Raw genomic sequence first — 18,797 nt, forward strand, 5'->3', positions numbered from 1 at the left:
ATAGTCTATTTTTTAACGATCACTTTAGAAACAGCATCAAAGCCAAGGCCTTTTACTTTTACCATATAAGTTCCATTGATCATTCTGTCGGTTGAAATTGCTTTCTTAGCTTCCGGAGAAATTTTATCCTCAGAAGAAATTAATTTCCCTGACATATCATAAATCTCAACACTGAATTTACCCATTGTTTTGCTTGGGAAATTGATATAGAATTCATTTTTAGCAGGATTAGGATAGATAGAAATCGTGTTGTTTTTTACAGATTTCACCTCATCAGTCGCCAGTAAAGGACATTCGTCAGGAACAATAAAGCTTTCCACCTGATCATTGATATTAGTCATAGATCCCGCTTGTGCACCTACTCCAAGACCTCTTTTTGCAAAGACTCTCCAGATCATACATTTATCTTCTCCTGCTGTAGTAGCTTGTTCCGCCGCCAATATTGCATTTCTTCCATCGATAAACGTTGGATTACATGCCTGAAGTTTTAGAGCATTGGTAACTAACTGTAATACTCTGGAACTACCGTTGGTAGCATTTGCTGTAACATCTGACGAGTAACCATATTTAGCAACATATTGCCAGTGAAGATCCCAAAGCATTGTTGCCCATACAAATCCTATCGAATGTACATCAGGAACAATAATCCCATTTTGATTAGTATATTCCATACCGTTAGTATCTCCATATGTAAAGTCATTGATGGAGAAATCAGGAGAATATTTTGCAGGACGTATCCCTTCTCCGTTTGTAGGTTCTCCTGCAGCATATGTTGCCATTCCTCTTGGTACTAAGGCATTATCTCCTGGTTTATTTGTTAACATTAAAGCAAAGAAATCGGACCAACCTTCTCCCATCTGTTCTTTATCTGCCGAAGAACTCAAGCATCCATATCCGGTACCCGTTAATCGGTTAGAAATTCCGTGACCATATTCATGGGTTACAATTCCATTATCAAAGCTACCATCTGGAATTACAGTTGTTACCGGATCATTTTTCAAAGTTACATTTACAGTTGCCGGAGCAGAAAGCTGGCTCTTAATGTATTCTCCCTCTGTATTTGTAATTAATACTGATGGAATAGTAACAGTAGCATCAGTTCCGGACATATTTCCTATAATATCTCCATTTGCTGCTCCATTATAAATAATAGCAGCTGTTGCTCCTGCAGTTTGCAAATTCTTCGTTTTAACTACAAAAGAACAGGTTCCACGCTCAACTAAACCTATTTTCCCTGTAAGCGAACCTGCTGGTAATGCAGTACATCCATCCAATACAGATGATAATTGTACATTTCCAGTAACTCCGGCAGCATTTAATACAGAACCATATTGAGCAACTCCCACAGCTGGTTGACGAGGCACTGCAGTCCCTGGAGCATTATAAAAGAAAAGTCTGTTGGTGGCTGACCAAAGATACATCTGCATCACTGGATTATAATTATCCGGCGGGCTTGAAAAATTGGCATTATTGGTACCTCCACCATCTTGAGCTTCTGCAAAAACAGAATCATCATCCAATCCACCTAGTCCAAAATTATTTTGTTGGAAATTTTTTGCAGATTCTGTAAATCCAAATTTATAGAAGACGTCATGCACTCTGTTACTAATGTAGAATAAATTAGTAATAGCTGCACTTTGATTATTAGCTGGAGTACCATTTAAATTAAATGGGAAGTTGAAATTTCTTGATGCTCCTCCATCAGGAGAAAATCCTGGTGTATTTGTGTGAGCAGTATCTTCATATGCATACACATTATTACCTCTGGTGTTGGTATAATGTGTTGTACCATCCGAATGCCATCCTTCTGGTGAAGAAGTTAAAATCCAAGGATTGGATACCACTGATCTTGGTCCGAAGGTAGGAGCTTCCAGTGGTGTTGCAAATATATTATAACTGGCAGGATCAGCCACTAAAACAAAATTTTGCTGAGTATTATTCTCAGGACCAACCCATTGATTAATACTATTAATATCTAATGCATCGGAGGCGTAAGAATCGGGTTTAAAATTACAAGATAATGTTAAATTATTCTTTTCAATAATACCCCCGTTATGAGCATCTATTAAAATATTCCAGTAATTTGAGGATTTCGGTTCTCTTACAATATATTCATAAGCCAAACGTAAATCTCCATTTACATCATTGGCATATACCAATCGTTGTTTTGCTGTCTTTACATTATTTGGGCTTTTCTCAAAAAAACCTTGAATAGAAAATGAAGAGATCTCAGGATTTCCAAGTTCACCAGCTATTTTTTCAAGAGCAGCAGACTTTGTGATTTGAGCAGAGCTGGAAGAAGACTGAGTGTAGTTTTTTACAAAATTATCAGTATAATAAACAATCTTATTATCCTTGATAAGTGCTGTTCCTACAGAACTATATACAGGAATTCCATTGTAAGTTTGTTGAAACTTAACAACATCCCCATTTAATGATCTTGAAGTATCTGTATTATCAATAATAAAATTGGTAAGATCAGATTTTTTATACTCCCTGATCTTATTTTGAGAAATATAATCTTTGATAAGTTGTGTATTCTCTTGCGAAAATAACTGTAATGATGGAATAACTGCAAATGCAGCGACCATAAGAGGTAGTCTTATTTTTTTCATGTATACTTAATAAAATTTAGATTCTATTTATGATTATTAAAATAAATAAAGTAACCGCTTTACTAGGCGATTACTTTATTTTCATTTATTTATCATTAACTATAATAGTTATTTTTTAACGATTACTTTAGATACTGCATCAAAGCCTAAGCCTTTTACTTTTACCATATAAGTTCCGTTGATCATTTTATCTGTTGAAATTGCTTTTTTGGCATCCGGAGAAATTTTATCTTCAGAAGAAATTAATTTTCCTGACATATCATAAATCTCAACACTGAATTTACCCATTGTTTTGCTTGGGAAATTGATATAGAATTCATTCTTAGCAGGATTCGGATAAATAGAAATTGTGTTGTTTTTCACAGATTTCACCTCATCAGTCGCTAATAAAGGACATTCTGGGGGCGTAGTAAAATCCTGAACCTGGTCATTGATATTGGTCTTAACTCCTGCACTTGCATTAACTCCAAGACCTCTTTTTGCAAAAACTTTCCAGATCATACATTTATCTTCTCCTCCTGTAGTTGCTTGTTCTGCCGCTAGTATAGCATTTCTTCCATCGATAAACGTTGGATCACATGCCTGAATTTTTAATGCATCGGTAATAAGCTGTAATACTCTTGAACTTCCGTTAGTTGTATTCGCAGTTACATCAGAAGAATATCCATATTTAGCAACATACTGCCAATTAAGATCCCAAAGCATTGTTGCCCATACAAATCCTATTGAATGTACATCAGGAACAATAGCAGAACCGTTATTAAATTCCATCCCGTTGGTATCACCATAGGTGAAATCATTGATTAAGAAATCAGGAGAGTATTTTGCTGGCCTGATACCGGCTCCAGTAATAGCCTGTCCAGAAACATATGTACCAATACCTCTGGCTACAGATGCGTTATCTCCTGGCTTATTTGTTAACATTAAAGCAAAGAAATCCGACCAGCCCTCACCCATCTGTTCTTTAGAATACGTTAAATTTCCAGTAAATGGCATCGCATTTAAGCAGCTATATCCATCTCCAGTCAATCGATTGGAGATTCCATGTCCATATTCATGGATCATCACTCCATTATCAAAGCTTCCATCCTGTTTCACATTGTAACTCATTGAAACATTCACAGGTGTATTATTTGCTAATTGAGATTTAATATATTCACCTTCTGCATTATCAATTAATTCAGAAAGAATAAAAACATTAGGATTAGCTCCTCCCATATTACCTGGTGCTGCGGAGCTCACCGCATTATAGATAATAGCTCCAGTCGCACCTGCATTTTGCATGTTTTCAACTTTAACATTGAAATCACAGGTTCCTCTTTCAGCTAAACCTATGAATCCAGTCAAAGATCCGGCAGGAAGAGCTGTACAGGCATCTAAAACAGGTGATAATTTTACCGTCCCTGTTACAGGCACCCCAGTTATTTGTTGTCCAAATTGGGCAATAAAAGAAGCAGGTGTTCTTGTAACAGCAGAAGCAGGAGCAGTATAAAATAGTTTTTGAGCATTATTAATCCATAAATACATCTGCATTCTTCCACTACTTCCATCTGGTGGTGTTGCAAAATTTGCATTATTATAGTTAGAAACCGTAGGTGTAACAGGTGTTGCTGCTCCATCCTGAGCTTCAGCATTTACAAAATCGTTTGCTACCCCACCTAATCCAAAATTATTTTTTTGAAAATTTCTTGTATTCTCCTTAAGACCAAATTTATAAAATACATCATGGACCATGTTATTTGCATAAAACAAATTGGTGATTGCAGCATCCTTATTATTTAATGCATGTGCATTTGGGTCATACGGAAAATTGAAATTTCTGCTTGCACCACCATCTACTGTTACTCCAACAGAAGAATCATCATCATCATTTAGATCCTGATACGCAAAAACGTTATTACCTCTGGTAGTTGTATAATGGGTAGTACCATCCGAATGCCATCCTTCTGGCGAAGAAGCTAAAATCCATGGATTTGAAACCACAGATCTTGCACCAAATGTTGGTGCCTCTATAGGAAATGGAAATATGTTATAAGACGCATTATCCGGAGAAAGGAAAAGATTTGCATTAACCTGTTTATAGCTATCATTAGCTAAAGGAAATACTATTGAATTATTTTCATGCGAATGTTCGTACGGATGATCTGTAAAATTACAGCTTACATTTAAGTTGTTCTTTTCTACAATTTCTCCTGTAGATGCATTTATTAATACATTCCAATAATTTGCTGATTTCTTTTCAGGAAATACAAATTCATAACAGAGTATAAGTTCCTGATCTTTTTTAGCATATACTAATCTTGATTTTGCAAATAGCATATCTTTCGTATCGGCATCAGAAAAGTTTAAAAGCTTTATTTTACTGGCGTCCTCGATACTTGTTCCTTTAGCTGCAAATGCAAAGGCTTTTTCTTTAGAAATTTGAGGTGAAGAAGAATCTGCTCTTTGATAATCTTTTTCAAAGTTATCATTAAAAAGAATAATTTGCCCGTTCTTCAACAATACAGATCCAAGAGATCCATATACCGGAATATCATTAAATACTTGTTGTATCTTAATAACATCCGCATTCATACTTTCAGAATGATCTTTAACATCAATACTGAAGTTCGTTAAATCTGACTTTTTATATTCTCTGATCTTATTTTGTGAAATATAATCTTTGATAAGTCTTTCATTATCCTGAGAAAATAAACTGGAAGATTGAAATACTGCGAATACAGCAAATAAAATAGGTAGAGTTATCTTTTTCATATACATTAATAAAGCCGCTAATTTACAAATATTTGCTAATCAAAAATCATTTTGTTTAATTTTATTACACAAAAATAATTATATATTTATTCTTCTTTTATCCATCAGTGTTTTAATCATTTACATTATTTGTTTTTTATAATTAAATTATATAAAACGATAAGCTACATCTATTGAAAACAAAATATCAGCAAATAAAAAAAGCCACTCTTTCGAGTGGCTTCATTATTCATAATGGTTAAAGATTATTTACCTTCTTCCATTTTTCTTTTCAATTCTGCTAATGCATCAATATCTCCAAGTGTTGATCTTTCTTCGTTAGAAGATGATGAAGAAGATGTATTAGATCTATTGCTAGATTCTTTTACATTTTTCTTTTCTTCGTCTCTGAAGATCCCTGTATGAGATACTACTACTCTCTTGAATTCTTTGTTGAATTCGATCACTTTGAATTGAGCGTCTTCACCTTTTTTGATTTTAGATCCATCTTCTTTCTCTAATAATCTTGAAGGACAGAATGCTTCAACCTCAGCATCTTCGAATTGTACAGAAGCACCTTTATCGTGTACTTCTACAGCTTTACCAGCGTGTACAGTTCCTTCAGCATATTTAGTTTCGAATTTATCCCAAGGGTTTTCAGTCAATTGTTTGTGACCTAAAGATAATCTTCTAGCTTGGATATCTAATTCTAATACAATAACATCTAATTTGTCTCCTACAGCGCAGAATTCAGATGGATGCTTGATTTTCTTAGTCCAAGAAAGATCAGAAATGTAGATTAAACCGTCGATACCTTCTTCTAGCTCTACGAATACACCAAAGTTAGTGAAGTTTCTTACAGTTCCTACATGCTGAGATCCTACCGGATACTTAGCTTCGATATTTTCCCAAGGATCTTTAGATAATTGTTTCATACCTAAAGAGATTTTTCTGTCTTCTCTATCTAAAGTAAGTACTTCAGCTTCAACTTCATCACCTACTTTCACGAAATCACCTGCAGATCTTAAGTGAGTAGACCAAGACATTTCAGAAACGTGAATTAATCCTTCTACACCTGGAGCGATTTCTACGAATGCACCATAGTCAGCAAGAACTACTACTTTTCCTTTTACTTTATCACCAACTTTCATATCAGCAGAAAGAGCATCCCAAGGATGAGCTTCTAATTGCTTCATACCTAATTGGATTCTTGTTTTCTCATCATCAAAATCAAGGATAACAACTTTTACAGTTTGTCCATCTTCTAAGATTTCAGATGGGTGGTTCACTCTAGACCAAGAAAGATCTGTAATGTGAATTAATCCATCTACACCACCTAAGTCAATGAATACACCATAAGAAGTAATATTCTTAACAGTACCTTCAAGAACCTGACCTTTTTCAAGCTGAGCGATGATTTCTTTTTTCTGACCTTCGATATCTGCTTCGATCAATGCTTTGTGAGATACTACTACGTTTTTGAACTCAGGGTTGATTTTCACAACTTTGAACTCCATAGTTTTACCTACGAACTGATCGTAGTCTTTAATTGGCTTAACATCAATTTGAGAACCTGGTAAGAATGCTTCGATTCCGTGTACGTCAACGATCATACCTCCTTTAGTTCTTGATTTCACAAAACCGTTAACGATTTCTCCAGTTTCGTGAAGTTCGTTTACTCTATCCCAAGCTTTAAGCGTTCTAGCTTTTCTGTGAGATAATTGTAATTGTCCAGTTTTGTCTTCTCTTCTGTCAACCATTACTTCTACCTCATCACCTACTTGTAGGCCTTGGTTGTAACGGAATTCGTTAAGAGAAATAACACCTTCAGATTTGAAGTTGATGTCTACGATAGCTTCTTTATCAGTTAATCTTACAACTCTACCCACTAAAACGTCGTTATCGTTTAGGCTGTTTAGAGATCCGTTGTAGATTTCTTCTAAATCACTTTTTTCTTTTCTCGCATCTGCATCAAGACCTGATTCGAAAGAATCCCAATCAAATTGTTCTGGTGCTACGTTTTGGTTTAATAAAACCTCTGCTGAATTTGTCTCTTTTGACATTTTCTAATAAAATTTGTATTCCTTCTTTTTTAATGGTTTGAATAAATGTGGATTTAAAAAATACGGAAGTAATTAATTTTTAATATTTTACCTTTTCAAACCTTGACCACAAAAAGTGGCTGCAAATATACGAAGTTTATTTTATATAACCAACATTTCCAAGCACAGAAATTACATCCATAAATAACTGATAGTCAACATTAAAAGATTCAGGAATTTAAAAATTAAAAGATTGGAAAGTCAGATACAACATCCATCTTCTAACTTCTTCCTTTTTAGAAGCTGCTTCCCGCTATCCACTCATACTCCTCGCGCCTGATCTTTCCCAAGGCTTACTGCGGGGTAACCGTTTCTATCGGGGCTAGGGTCCTTGTCTTGGTTCCAGTAACTCCGTCTGCTGTATGAAGTTTTAATGAGATTGCTTCGTCGCTGCGCTCCTCGCAATGACAGGAGTGAACCTAGCCCCGATTGTAGTAGAAATCCTTTTTTGAAAAAAAAAGATTGTAGCGAAAAGCGGGAAACAGCTCCAGAAAAAATACAGATGGTAATTGATAATTGATGAGGCATACTAATAAAAACAGATTCTTCAATCCGTTCAGAAATCGAAGATTAGACGTAGCCAATGACAATAACATTCATTCACAGCGTAGTTCCTAATCCCGAAACTCAAAACCCGAAACTCGAATCCCAACCGCCTAAAATCACTATCTTTGCAAAATGGAATTAGAATCAATTTATCAAAAGCTGCAGATTCAGGATATGAATCAGATGCAGAAATCTACTTATAAAACTACTGAAAACAATACTGATGTTGTCCTACTGTCTCCTACCGGATCAGGAAAGACTTTAGCCTTTTTGTTCCCTGTTCTTCGTAATCTTAAAAAAGAGGCTTCAGGAATTCAGGCATTGATTTTAGTTCCAGCACGAGAATTAGCTTTACAGATCGAACAGGTTTTCAAGGCGATGGGAACTGATTTTAAAGTTTCTGTCTGCTATGGAGGTCACGATAAAAAAATTGAAGTAAATAATCTAATTGAAGCTCCAGCCGTGTTAATAGGAACTCCAGGGAGGGTTGCCTACCACCTTAGAAATAAAAATTTCACTGCTAAAACGATCCAGACATTGGTTCTGGACGAATTTGATAAAGCATTGGAATTAGGCTTTCATGATGACATGGAATATATTATTAATTCACAAGTAGCCCTTTCCCAGCGTATTTTAACTTCAGCCACAGCAATGGATCAAATTCCTGATTTTACTGGTTTAAAAAATGAAAAAGTTATTGATTTTTTAAAATTAGCTGAAGTAAAACCTGATATTCAATTAAGAAAAGTAATGACTATTTCTGAGGAAAAACTGGATACTCTTTTTAATCTGATCTGTAAGATAGGAAACAAAAGAACGTTGATCTTCTGTAACCACCGTGAAGCCGTAGACCGTATTTCAGATCTTTTATATGAAAAAGGAATTGACAGAGAGACATTTCATGGCGGAATGGAACAGGATGAAAGAGAACGCGCTTTGTTAAAGTTCAGAAATGACTCTGCAAGGATCCTGATCACTACAGATTTGGCTTCCCGTGGATTGGATGTTCCTGAAGTAGAATCTATTGTTCATTATCAGCTTCCTTCACAAGAAGATGCTTTCATCCATAGAAATGGGCGTACTGCCAGAATGAATGCTAAAGGTTTCGCTTATTTGATTATGACTGCGGAAGAAAAGTTCCCCTTCATTAAAAGCGATACCCCTGAAGAAAGTGTTTCCGGATACGACAAAGTTCCTGAAAAAACACCTTTTCAAACCATCTACATCAGTGCTGGAAAGAAAGATAAGGTAAACAAAGTGGATATTGTAGGTTACCTGATCAAAAAAGGTGAATTACAAAAAGAAGATATTGGCCTGATCGAAGTAAAAGATACCACTTCTTACGTTGCTGTTTCAAGGAAAATGGTCAATGCTTTATTAAAAAAACTGGCCAACGAGAAACTGAAGGGCAAAAAAATAAAAATGGAGGTGGCTTATTAATGTGCATAAAACCCTTAAAATGTCATTGCGAACCGAGATCGCTTCATAGCTTTCCGCAATGACATCTTAAGAGAAAACAATTATTTTGTTCCTTTTACTCTTGTAGGTAAAGTATAAACTGACTTTGAAGCAGTAATAAACAGAACTTCATTATGCTGCCCTCCAAATGTGACATTGGAAGTCCATTCTTCTTCTATTGGAATATGATAGATCTTTTTACCGTCACGATTGAATACGGTTACACCTTTACCTGTTAAATAAAGATTTCCATGCTTGTCAAGTGTCATTCCATCTGAGCCCATTTCACAAAACAATTTCTTTTCTGAAAGTTTCCCCGCTTCTAAAATATCATAAACATAGGTCTTTCCAGCATCTATATCTGAAACATATAATTTTTTATATTTTTCACTTCCCGCAATTCCATTGGGTTGCGTAAAAGTATCTATCTTATTAACCACTCCTTCTTTAGTTCTGTAATAAAGACTTTTATGAGAGATCTCCTGTTTGAAGTTCACCCAGTAATCTCTTTTATACAAAGGATCTGTGAAGTACATTCCTCCAAAAGAATCTCCCCAAACATCATTGGGACCGTTGAGTCTTTTCCCTTCAAAACCCTTTAACAAGACCTGAACCTTTTTATCCTTCGATATTTTCCAGATTTCCCCCTGATCATCAGAGCAGGTAATTAGATTATCATCTTTATCAAAATGAGTTCCATTTGCCCTTCCCGTTTTACTTAAAAACTCTTTGATCTCCTTACTTTTCCAATCCCAATAATAAATTTTATCATTTGGCTGGTCTGTAAAATATACATTCCCTTCTTTATCTGAAGAAGGACCTTCAGTAAAACTAAATTTATCTGAAACCCTCTCAGGCTTAATATCGTGATAAAACATATTACTACCGTTTACTGATTTACAATTAAGTAGTACTAAAACCAAACCAATCCAGCTCATCTTAAAGACATTCTTCATTTCTTTTTCATTTAATGCCCACAATGTACGACATGAAACAATAAAATTCAAGAAATATTATCTCAATTTGATACAATAATAATCATAAAGTATCCCATTTCAATATAAACTAAAAATGCATCTTCTAATCAATACAAAAAAAATAAAATGTCCGAATTATCCTATTTTGTAAGTATATATTATTAGTAATAAACCCTTTTAATTAAGAGCTTTGCAATAGGAAAATCAACAGATATTTTTTGTTTGAAATACCATCATAATAAGAAATTATTAAAGTTGATCATTTAAATTAAAATAATGAGCATAGAAACCAATCCCATAAAAGATCCCGTTTTAGAAAATGAAGCTTTTAGAAATTCGGTCGGAACAATGGATGATACCGGAAAAAGAAAGTGGGTGTTTCCTCGAAAACCAAAAGGGAAATATACTAATTACAGAAACTATACAAGTTACCTTCTGCTATCTTTATTTTTTGGTTTACCGTTTGTCACCATAAACAGTAATCCTTTCCTTCTCATTAATGTTATAGACAGAAAGTTTTTTATTGTTGGTCAGCCTTTTTATCTGCAGGATTTTTTCATTTTAGCTTTAGGTGCGGTGACTTCAGTTATTTTTGTTATGCTTTTTACGGTAGTTTTCGGACGTATATTCTGCGGATGGCTTTGTCCTCAAACCCTTTTCATGGAAATGATTTTCAGAAAGATAGAATACTGGATTGAAGGTGACCGTAATAAGCAGATGAAACTCGACCGCCAGGAATGGGATGCTGAGAAGATCAGAAAAAAAGGACTGAAATGGTCAGTGTTTATATTGATTTCCTTAATTATCAGTCATTTTATGTTCATGTACATTGTTGGATATAAGCAGGTTTTTAAGATTATGAGTGAAGGACCTGCTGAACATTCATTAAAATTCATTGTCATGCTTTCTTTCACTGCAGTTTTCTATTTTACATTCGCGTGGCTTAGGGAGCAGGTCTGTACATTGGTATGTCCTTACGGAAGACTGCAGGGAGTCCTGATCGATAAGCAAACAATTAATGTGTATTATGATTTTAAGAGAGGAGAAAATCGATCCAAGTGGAGAAATGGCGAAGATCGAAAAGCAGAAGGAAAAGGAGACTGTATTGACTGCCAGCAGTGTGTAGTCGTATGCCCTACAGGGATTGACATTAGAAATGGTCAACAGCTGGAATGCATCAACTGTACTGCCTGTATTGATGCTTGCGACGAGGTGATGGAAAAAGTTGGCCTTCCGAAAGGATTGGTTCGCTACGCCACTGAAGCTGAAATTGAGAACCAATCGAAATTTACTTTTACCTCAAGGATGAAAGTAACAACAGTATTTTTGGCATTATTGATTGGGTTCCTTGGGTTTTTAATGTATGACCGCGGATCTATGGAAGCAAAGTTTATTAAACCTGCCGGATCTACCTTTTTCATTAAAGACGGCAAAATAACAAATACATTTATCTATACTTTCCTGAATAAAACCAATCAGAAAAAAACATTAACTATTAAAGTGATAAGTCCCAGAAATGGAGAGATCAACTTCTTTGGTTCGGATCGAATTGTTTTAAAAGAAGATCAAATTCTGAAAGGAAATATCAATATCACATTCCCTGAGGAAGAGATCAAATTTTCAAAACAAAATATGATCATTGCAGTTTATGATGAGAAAGGAGAAATACTGGATTCTTTTGAAACCACTTTTGAAGGCCCATTTAAGCTTTTGTTATAAAGTCAGAAACTAAGATTTATATTTTTTTATGAATTGTGTGGGAGTTATTCCGGAGCTTTTCCGGAATACTCTTACAAAATATGAATATTCCTCATAGCCTAATCTAAAAGCAATCTCAACAAGGCTCTCATTAAGATACATCAGCATCCGCTTGGCTTCAAGCATCACTCTTTCCGTAATCACTTCAGTAGCTGTTTTTTGAACTATTGTCTGTGTAATTCTGTTCAAATGTTTTGGCGAGATATCCATTAGGGAAGCATAATGAGAAATTGATTTCTGGATAGTAAAGTATTTTTCGAGTAAATTTTCGAAATCCTGATAATGCTTAAAATAAGAAACGCTGGCCGATGAATTCAGGGTATTATAATCTTTAGAAAACTGTCTTGCTGAATTGATATACATTTTAGTAATAAGAGAGAGCATCAGCTCTTCCTTCATCAGGTTCTGGGAATGATATTCATTTTCAATTTCCTTACATACCATAACCGCTTTCTTTAGATCCGCTGTTTCAAGCTGAAGTTTTCTGGAAAAAACAACAGAATTGAAAAAGGGAAAATTTCTGAGATGCTGATTGACATAATGCATATCATAAAATTCCTGGGAGAAAAAAAAGATGTATCCATCTGTATCATCTGAAAGCTCCCAACTGTGCACCTGTCCCGGTGATAGAAAGAAAAGACTCCCTTCAGAAACATCATATTTCTGAAAATCGATCTCATGCGTCCCCTTTCCCTTTGTGAAAAGAACAGTAACATAAAAATCGTGACGGTGCGGCTTCTCTATGTGTTTATGGCTGGAAACCAGATGATCTTTCATCGTATTGAAATAAAAATCTGACGGATTCTTTCCGGGTTGAAAAAGATCAATATGAAGTACTGATATGGAATCCAAACTTTTTAATTTAATTCAAAAATAAAGAAAGAGTTTATTTAATCCTAGCAACGTTTAAAGATAAAATGAATTAAAGCAATATTAGTCTTTTCAACAAAAAGGGTCAGCATAAGCCGACCCCTTATTTAAATATACTTTGAGATATTATTTTATAATTAATTTTTGATTGTAATCTCCTTTTGATGAATTTACATTGATAATATAAACTCCCTTAGGTGCATTTACATTAAACTCTTTGGTATTATCTCCATTGCTTTGGTATGCTCCAGAAGAATAAATTAATCTACCACTAGAATCGAACAGATTTACTTTCAATTCTCCAGGTAGGTTTCTCGACTTTATAAAGAAGTTACCATTATTTGGGTTAGGGTATATTTTGATATCATCTCCTAAGGCAGAAGAAACATCTTTAACACCCAATGTTTGTGTTTGTCGGGTACAAACTTCAAGTGACCATGCTGTAACACTTCCAGCTGAACCTAAGTTATTGTCCGACGCAAATAACTTCCATTCACCCTGTGCTTTATGTCCTTTGAAAATTCCCAGAGATTCATAAGATTTTGTTTCACCCTGAACAGGAGAAGCACAAGTAACAGCATTTCCAATATCAGTAAAAGAGGCTGTGATTCCAGAACTTCCATTACAGGCACGATTCCAGATAAGCGCTGAAGACCCTTCAGGACTTTCAATACCAATTGCTAAATGTCTCACATTGGTATGTGTAATAGATGGTGTTACTTTAATTTTAGTAATAATTCCAGGATTATTTACCATTAGAGGAATCGTTATTTTAGGTGAAGAAATATTTAATCCACCAGGACCATCAGTAATATTCACTGGACTTCCTGTATAAGCATAAGTGGCGCACGTCTCTCCTGTTACAGAATAATCGATAACAAAACTTGGGCTTACCGCATAATAAATATTATTGGCTGCTTCAATTAATATAAATGCATTAGAAGAAGTAGAACCTGCAGGAATTGTTACCTGTTCACTTCCGTCATTAGGTGTATTTGTTATAAGATTTGTGAAAGTAAGCCCCCCATCTATAGATAATTTAATATTAACATTAGCAGTACTTACAGGAGCTAAAGTGGTACCCGCCACATCCCATGTTACAGTAGTAGTGCTACCGGAACTTGCGGATTGTCCAAATGTTGGAGCTGTAACCTGAAAAGGTCCAGAGACAGCATCAACTGTTACTACTGTCGAGCTTTGTCCAATCTGAGGTTGCAAAGGGCTATTATTTCTAACAGACATATTAAAATTAAGTGCTCTTGCCACACTGGATACAGATTCCCATCTTGTAGTTAATACACCTGCCAACACTTTATTAAAGTCAGGAAAATATCTTGCCGGAATATTTGTGGGTGCCAGAGATCTGAAGGTAGGACCTGTCGGTTTTGTTGGGTATGCATATGAATTAGTCCCGATCTGTGCAGTTGCAGCCTGATCTGTTTGCTCAACCGTATAGGTATAGGAAGCCGTATTGGGATCTGTTGTTGTTCCTCTTAGAACAAAAGGAGTCGATTTTGGAATCGTATAGCCAGCTCCAAGCGTAATCGTAGGCGCAGGATTGGTAAATGCCACATTCGTTCCACACGTTACAGCATTAATTTTATTCTTAATCTGATTGACACTATTAATATGATAATAATCGTTGGAATTAAACTGAACATCCAGATTCCCTCCTATAATCCCTGTGTATGCCATTATAGTATTTCCACTTGCCGGCTCCACAGTCTGATCAGCCTGGCCGCTATGTGAAGTGTAGGTATGTCCGGCTCCCAATTGATGTCCCATTTCATGAGCAACATAATCGATGTCAAATTTATCTCCCTCCGGGAAATTGTGGGCAGTCCATCCTCTTGCTTTTTGACCATTACTACATATAACCCCTAATCCGGCAGCACCATTGGCATCTTGCTTATCTATCAAATGTCCCATATCATAATCTGTTGAAGGAATTACTCCAGCTATTCCTGCTTGCCCTTGACTAGGGCCTCCACCAGTATAGGGATCAGCTGCAGGATCAAGAAAAATGATTGCTTCATTGTTGGCGATCAAATTAAAATGTAAGGATAGATCTTTTTCAAAAACTCCATTTAATCGCGTCATAGAAGCATTCATTGCGGCAAGGATCACCGCTTTCTTTTGGGCATCCGTAGCGGTCGCAGGGGTTCCGGCTACCGTCAGATGATATTGAGCATATTCTCCCGTACAGGACAATGCCATTCTGAATGTATTAAAACCAGCTAATTTATTTGTGACTGAATTTGTATTTTTCAGAACTGCACTTTTATCCACATCATCTATGGTAGAACATTGAAATGGCTCAGAATCCTGATTTGATCTTGATTTTGAATCAAAAACAGCATATACTGTTCTATCTTCAGTAAAAGGCTCTATAAATTCTGAAACTCCAGACCGGATAACCATTGCCGAGAAACCTACTGGAGATAAACTAAATCTTAAATACGCGCTTGGATCATCAACACTGCTTCCGACATAGGATCGTATGTCAGGATGTTTTGCCTGTAATTCGGGAGCCATATTAGAAAATTCCCAAACCTGAAATTTTTCAATTTTACCACTTACACCAGGAATTGAAATAATAATTCCCTTACTGTTCAAAGAACGTGAAGGAGCTTGTGCTAAGCTTTCTTTTAATTGATTAGCATCCAATACATACAGAGAAGAAAATTTTAGTTTCTCCTGAGATTTCTTGACTCTTTGGGTCCTTAACTCAGTTCTGGACCACTGCGAAAATCCTAAAAAAGGAGTTAGCAGTAAAAAAATTAATAAAATACGCTTCATATTAATATAATTTTAATGATAATTTTCTTCTCTTTTTATCTTCTACATTAAATGGTCTCTTCATCCTACAAAAAATTTCATAACTGCCTCTTGTTATGAATTATATGCTTTCTAAATTACTATAAAAATTTAGAATAAACAAAATTCAGAATCACTTAAATTGTCATTTTATTAATCCAAAAGGGAATTATTTATCAAAAATCAAAACAAACAAGGCACTTTACGTCAATTTTGCATTTTCGTTAAATAGATTAAAAAAGATTAAAATCCCTAGTTATTCAGTTACATAAACTAACTGAATAAAAAAAGAGACGATAAACAGCATAATTTGGAGCCTATATTTGTAACAAATTTTAAAAAAAATTATCTTTGATGTTTAGGATTCGTAAAATGAAGATAAATTTACCAGACAAGCTATATTATTCTATAGGAGAAGTTGCCAAAGCATTTGATGTAAACACTTCATTAATACGTTATTGGGAGCAGGAATTCCCTATCATCAAACCTAAAAAAAACAAAAAGGGCAACCGATACTTTACTCCTGAAGACATTAAGAACTTACAGATTATCTATCATCTGGTTAAAGAAAAAGGCTACACTTTAGATGGTGCAAAGATCGCACTTACTACAAACAGCAAAATTTCTGAAACAGTTACTATAATAGATCGCTTAGAATTTGTAAAGGCAGAATTACTAAAGCTAAAAGAATCTTTGGTAGAAAAAGACAGCGAATAAAGACGATCCAACATTGTATCTTTCTTAATCTATAACTCTTTAGTTAAATTCACGCAATATAACTACAATCTGTTTCAACATTTACAGATCAGGTTAATTAAGATTTCCCTTTCTTATATCTAAGCATTCTTACTTAGGTATGCTCCACTATTCCCGCTTATTTTTGGCACTATTTTAGCAAATAAGAAGACATCTTTAAAAAACATATTATGAAAAAAATATTTGTAGCAGCACTTTGTCTGTCATTAATTGGATTTACTTCTTGTAGTACAATGAAAAAATCAAAAGAAGATGCTTCAACTTCAAAAACTTCAACCTTTTTTATCGGAACTTACAGTGGAACAATCCCTTTGGGGGACTCTAAACAAAATGTTGAAATTATTTTTAAGAACGATAATACTTTTACATTGGCTGAAACACTTCCTGGCAGCACTGATCCAATGTCGAGTACGGGAACCTGGAAATATGATAAAAATTTGAATAAGATAATTCTGATCTACTTAAATATTGCAGACCGAGTAACCACATTTTCAGTCATTAATGATAAAACAATTCAAATGCATAGTGGTAGCGCATGGACTAAAGAAACCAAAGGAACAGAATATAATTTAGTGCGCCAATAAGTACACTCGATTATCAATTAAATAGAGTCCTCAAAGTAATTTTGAGGATTTTTTTGTCTACTATGATAAGAAGTGTTTACAAGCAACATTAAAATAATTAGGTTTAAATACAATTCTGACTTATTTTTCATTCAAAAAAACGACAAAAACAATTGATTACCTACTGTTAATCAAATTAACCATATTCTATTTTGGTTAGTTCTGGTTTATTAATAAGTTTACTTTATGATGAAAAGAGGCTATTACCAGAAGGTTGCATTTTTAGGTATCTTGCTCTTAATTTTGCTCGCCTTTCAACAATACACAAGTAGAGAAAAAGAAAATTTTCCTGATGTACAATTTGTTTCGGAAGAGGCATCTCAGATATTATTAGCCGAATTTAATCCTAACGATTTTGATGAGAAGCAATGGCAAAGCTTAGGTTTTTCATCAAAGCAAATATCAACCATATTAAATTACAAAAAAATTGTAGGTGGGAAATTCACCTCTAAGGAGCAATTAAAGAAATGCTATGCCATTTCAGAAGAAAAATTTGCAGAGATTAGTTCCTATATTTTACTTCCCGAAAGCAAAAACAAGGGGAAAACTTTTCATTCTCAATATTCAGAAAGAAAATCGATCTCAGTATCCGGAAAATTCAATCCCGATCACTTATCAGAAAGACAATGGGAAGAAATAGGCTTTAGTGAGAAACAGGCACAAGCAATTTTAAAATACAAAGCTTATTTAGGGGGTAGTTTTGTCAGTAAGGAAAAGTTCAAAGATTGCTTTATCATTACTGATGAAAATTATCAGCAACTATCTCCATATTTAATATTACCGGAAAAGACTCCTGACAACTATAAAAACTCCGTAAGCAACAAAGAGTCTAAGCCTTTAATAAAGCTTCATTCTTTTGATCCCAATACTTTAAATATTGATGGTTGGCAATCTTTAGGATTTTCACAGAATCAAGCCCGAACAATTGTTAATTATCGAGACAAAAATTTAAAAGGGAATTTTACAAACCTAGATGATATTAAAAAGTGTTTTGTCATTTCCCCAGAAAAGTTTGAGGAATTACGCCCCTATATTAAGATAAATGTATCACAAAATATAGAAAGGAAAGCTGAAATTACGCAGCAGAAAACTGACTTTGCAACCATAGATCTGAATTTAATTACCTTTAAGCAGCTTCTGGAATTTGGTCTGGATGAAAAAAGTGCTGGATCTATTATCGGTTTTAGAAAAAAATTAGGCGGTTTTATTAATAAACAACAAATTCTAGATACCTACAATATCGATATTAACCTGGTTCAAAAATTAACATCAACCTGCAAATTAGAGTCCTCTATTATCACAAAATACACATTGGTTGATGCTCCTGAGGAATGGTTAAAGAACCACCCTTATTTTAAGTATTCAGCAGATAAGATCATCTACTATCGGATAAGTGATCCAGATGATAAAAAAATATGGAAGTTGCTTAAACTAAAACCCGAGTATGAGGCAAGGATGAAATTGTACATGAAATAGGTAAAATTCCCGGTACGAGATATAAGTTTACAGTTCCGGATTATTTTTTAGAGGTTTAGTAGTTTA

11 protein-coding genes are annotated in these 18,797 nt (G+C 34.7%); 5 read left to right on the plus strand and 6 right to left on the minus strand.

All coding sequences use genetic code 11. The features are described from left to right. Positions 1-5: 5 nt before the first annotated feature. The 3 genes from J7E44_RS05270 to rpsA form a co-directional block, all read right to left on the minus strand. Positions 6-2,615, minus strand: coding sequence for a T9SS-dependent M36 family metallopeptidase (locus J7E44_RS05270; protein WP_214826304.1), 2,610 nt, complete (start codon positions 2,613-2,615; stop codon positions 6-8). 108 nt (positions 2,616-2,723) lie between these two features. Next, the gene (locus J7E44_RS05275; RefSeq protein ID WP_251040496.1) at positions 2,724-5,369 is read right to left on the minus strand and encodes a T9SS-dependent M36 family metallopeptidase; all 2,646 of its coding nucleotides are present in this window, start codon (positions 5,367-5,369) and stop codon (positions 2,724-2,726) included. 245 nt (positions 5,370-5,614) lie between these two features. Continuing rightward, a complete protein-coding gene (rpsA, locus tag J7E44_RS05280) occupies positions 5,615-7,411 on the minus strand; it encodes a 30S ribosomal protein S1 (protein WP_214826308.1) in 1,797 nt (598 codons plus the stop codon). 717 nt (positions 7,412-8,128) lie between these two features. On the opposite strand from rpsA, the gene J7E44_RS05285 reads away from it, so the two are divergent. Beyond that, positions 8,129-9,436: a DEAD/DEAH box helicase gene (locus J7E44_RS05285; protein ID WP_214826310.1), complete on the plus strand. Its 1,308-nt coding sequence runs from the start codon at positions 8,129-8,131 to the stop codon at positions 9,434-9,436. Between the two features lie 80 nt (positions 9,437-9,516). On the opposite strand, the gene J7E44_RS05290 is transcribed toward J7E44_RS05285, so the two are convergent. After that, on the minus strand, positions 9,517-10,410 hold the full coding sequence (locus J7E44_RS05290; RefSeq protein ID WP_214826312.1) for an SMP-30/gluconolactonase/LRE family protein: 894 nt from the start codon (positions 10,408-10,410) through the stop codon (positions 9,517-9,519). A 297-nt stretch (positions 10,411-10,707) separates the two neighbouring features. Between J7E44_RS05290 and ccoG the strand changes: the two genes are divergently transcribed. After that, positions 10,708-12,150, plus strand: coding sequence for a cytochrome c oxidase accessory protein CcoG (gene ccoG, locus J7E44_RS05295; protein WP_214826314.1), 1,443 nt, complete (start codon positions 10,708-10,710; stop codon positions 12,148-12,150). Positions 12,151-12,159: 9 nt separating this feature from the next. On the opposite strand, the gene J7E44_RS05300 is transcribed toward ccoG, so the two are convergent. Beyond that, positions 12,160-13,041 carry an AraC family transcriptional regulator gene (locus J7E44_RS05300; protein ID WP_214826316.1) on the minus strand — a complete coding sequence of 294 codons (882 nt, stop codon included), beginning with the start codon at positions 13,039-13,041 and terminating at the stop codon, positions 12,160-12,162. A 144-nt stretch (positions 13,042-13,185) separates the two neighbouring features. Further along, positions 13,186-15,858: a reprolysin-like metallopeptidase gene (locus J7E44_RS05305; protein WP_214826318.1), complete on the minus strand. Its 2,673-nt coding sequence runs from the start codon at positions 15,856-15,858 to the stop codon at positions 13,186-13,188. Positions 15,859-16,248: 390 nt separating this feature from the next. On the opposite strand from J7E44_RS05305, the gene J7E44_RS05310 reads away from it, so the two are divergent. From J7E44_RS05310 to J7E44_RS05320, 3 genes are all read left to right on the plus strand, one after another. Next, on the plus strand, positions 16,249-16,593 hold the full coding sequence (locus tag J7E44_RS05310) for a MerR family transcriptional regulator (protein ID WP_214826320.1): 345 nt from the start codon (positions 16,249-16,251) through the stop codon (positions 16,591-16,593). A gap of 209 nt (positions 16,594-16,802) precedes the next feature. Then, positions 16,803-17,216 (plus strand): copper resistance protein NlpE N-terminal domain-containing protein, encoded by a 414-nt coding sequence (locus J7E44_RS05315; protein WP_214826323.1) that lies wholly within the window; start codon positions 16,803-16,805, stop codon positions 17,214-17,216. Between the two features lie 225 nt (positions 17,217-17,441). Then, positions 17,442-18,731: a ComEA family DNA-binding protein gene (locus tag J7E44_RS05320; RefSeq protein WP_251040497.1), complete on the plus strand. Its 1,290-nt coding sequence runs from the start codon at positions 17,442-17,444 to the stop codon at positions 18,729-18,731. Positions 18,732-18,797: the final 66 nt, after the last annotated feature.

The sequence above is a fragment of the Chryseobacterium sp. ISL-6 genome, assembly GCF_018613715.1.
Lineage (GTDB): Bacteria > Bacteroidota > Bacteroidia > Flavobacteriales > Weeksellaceae > Chryseobacterium > Chryseobacterium paludis.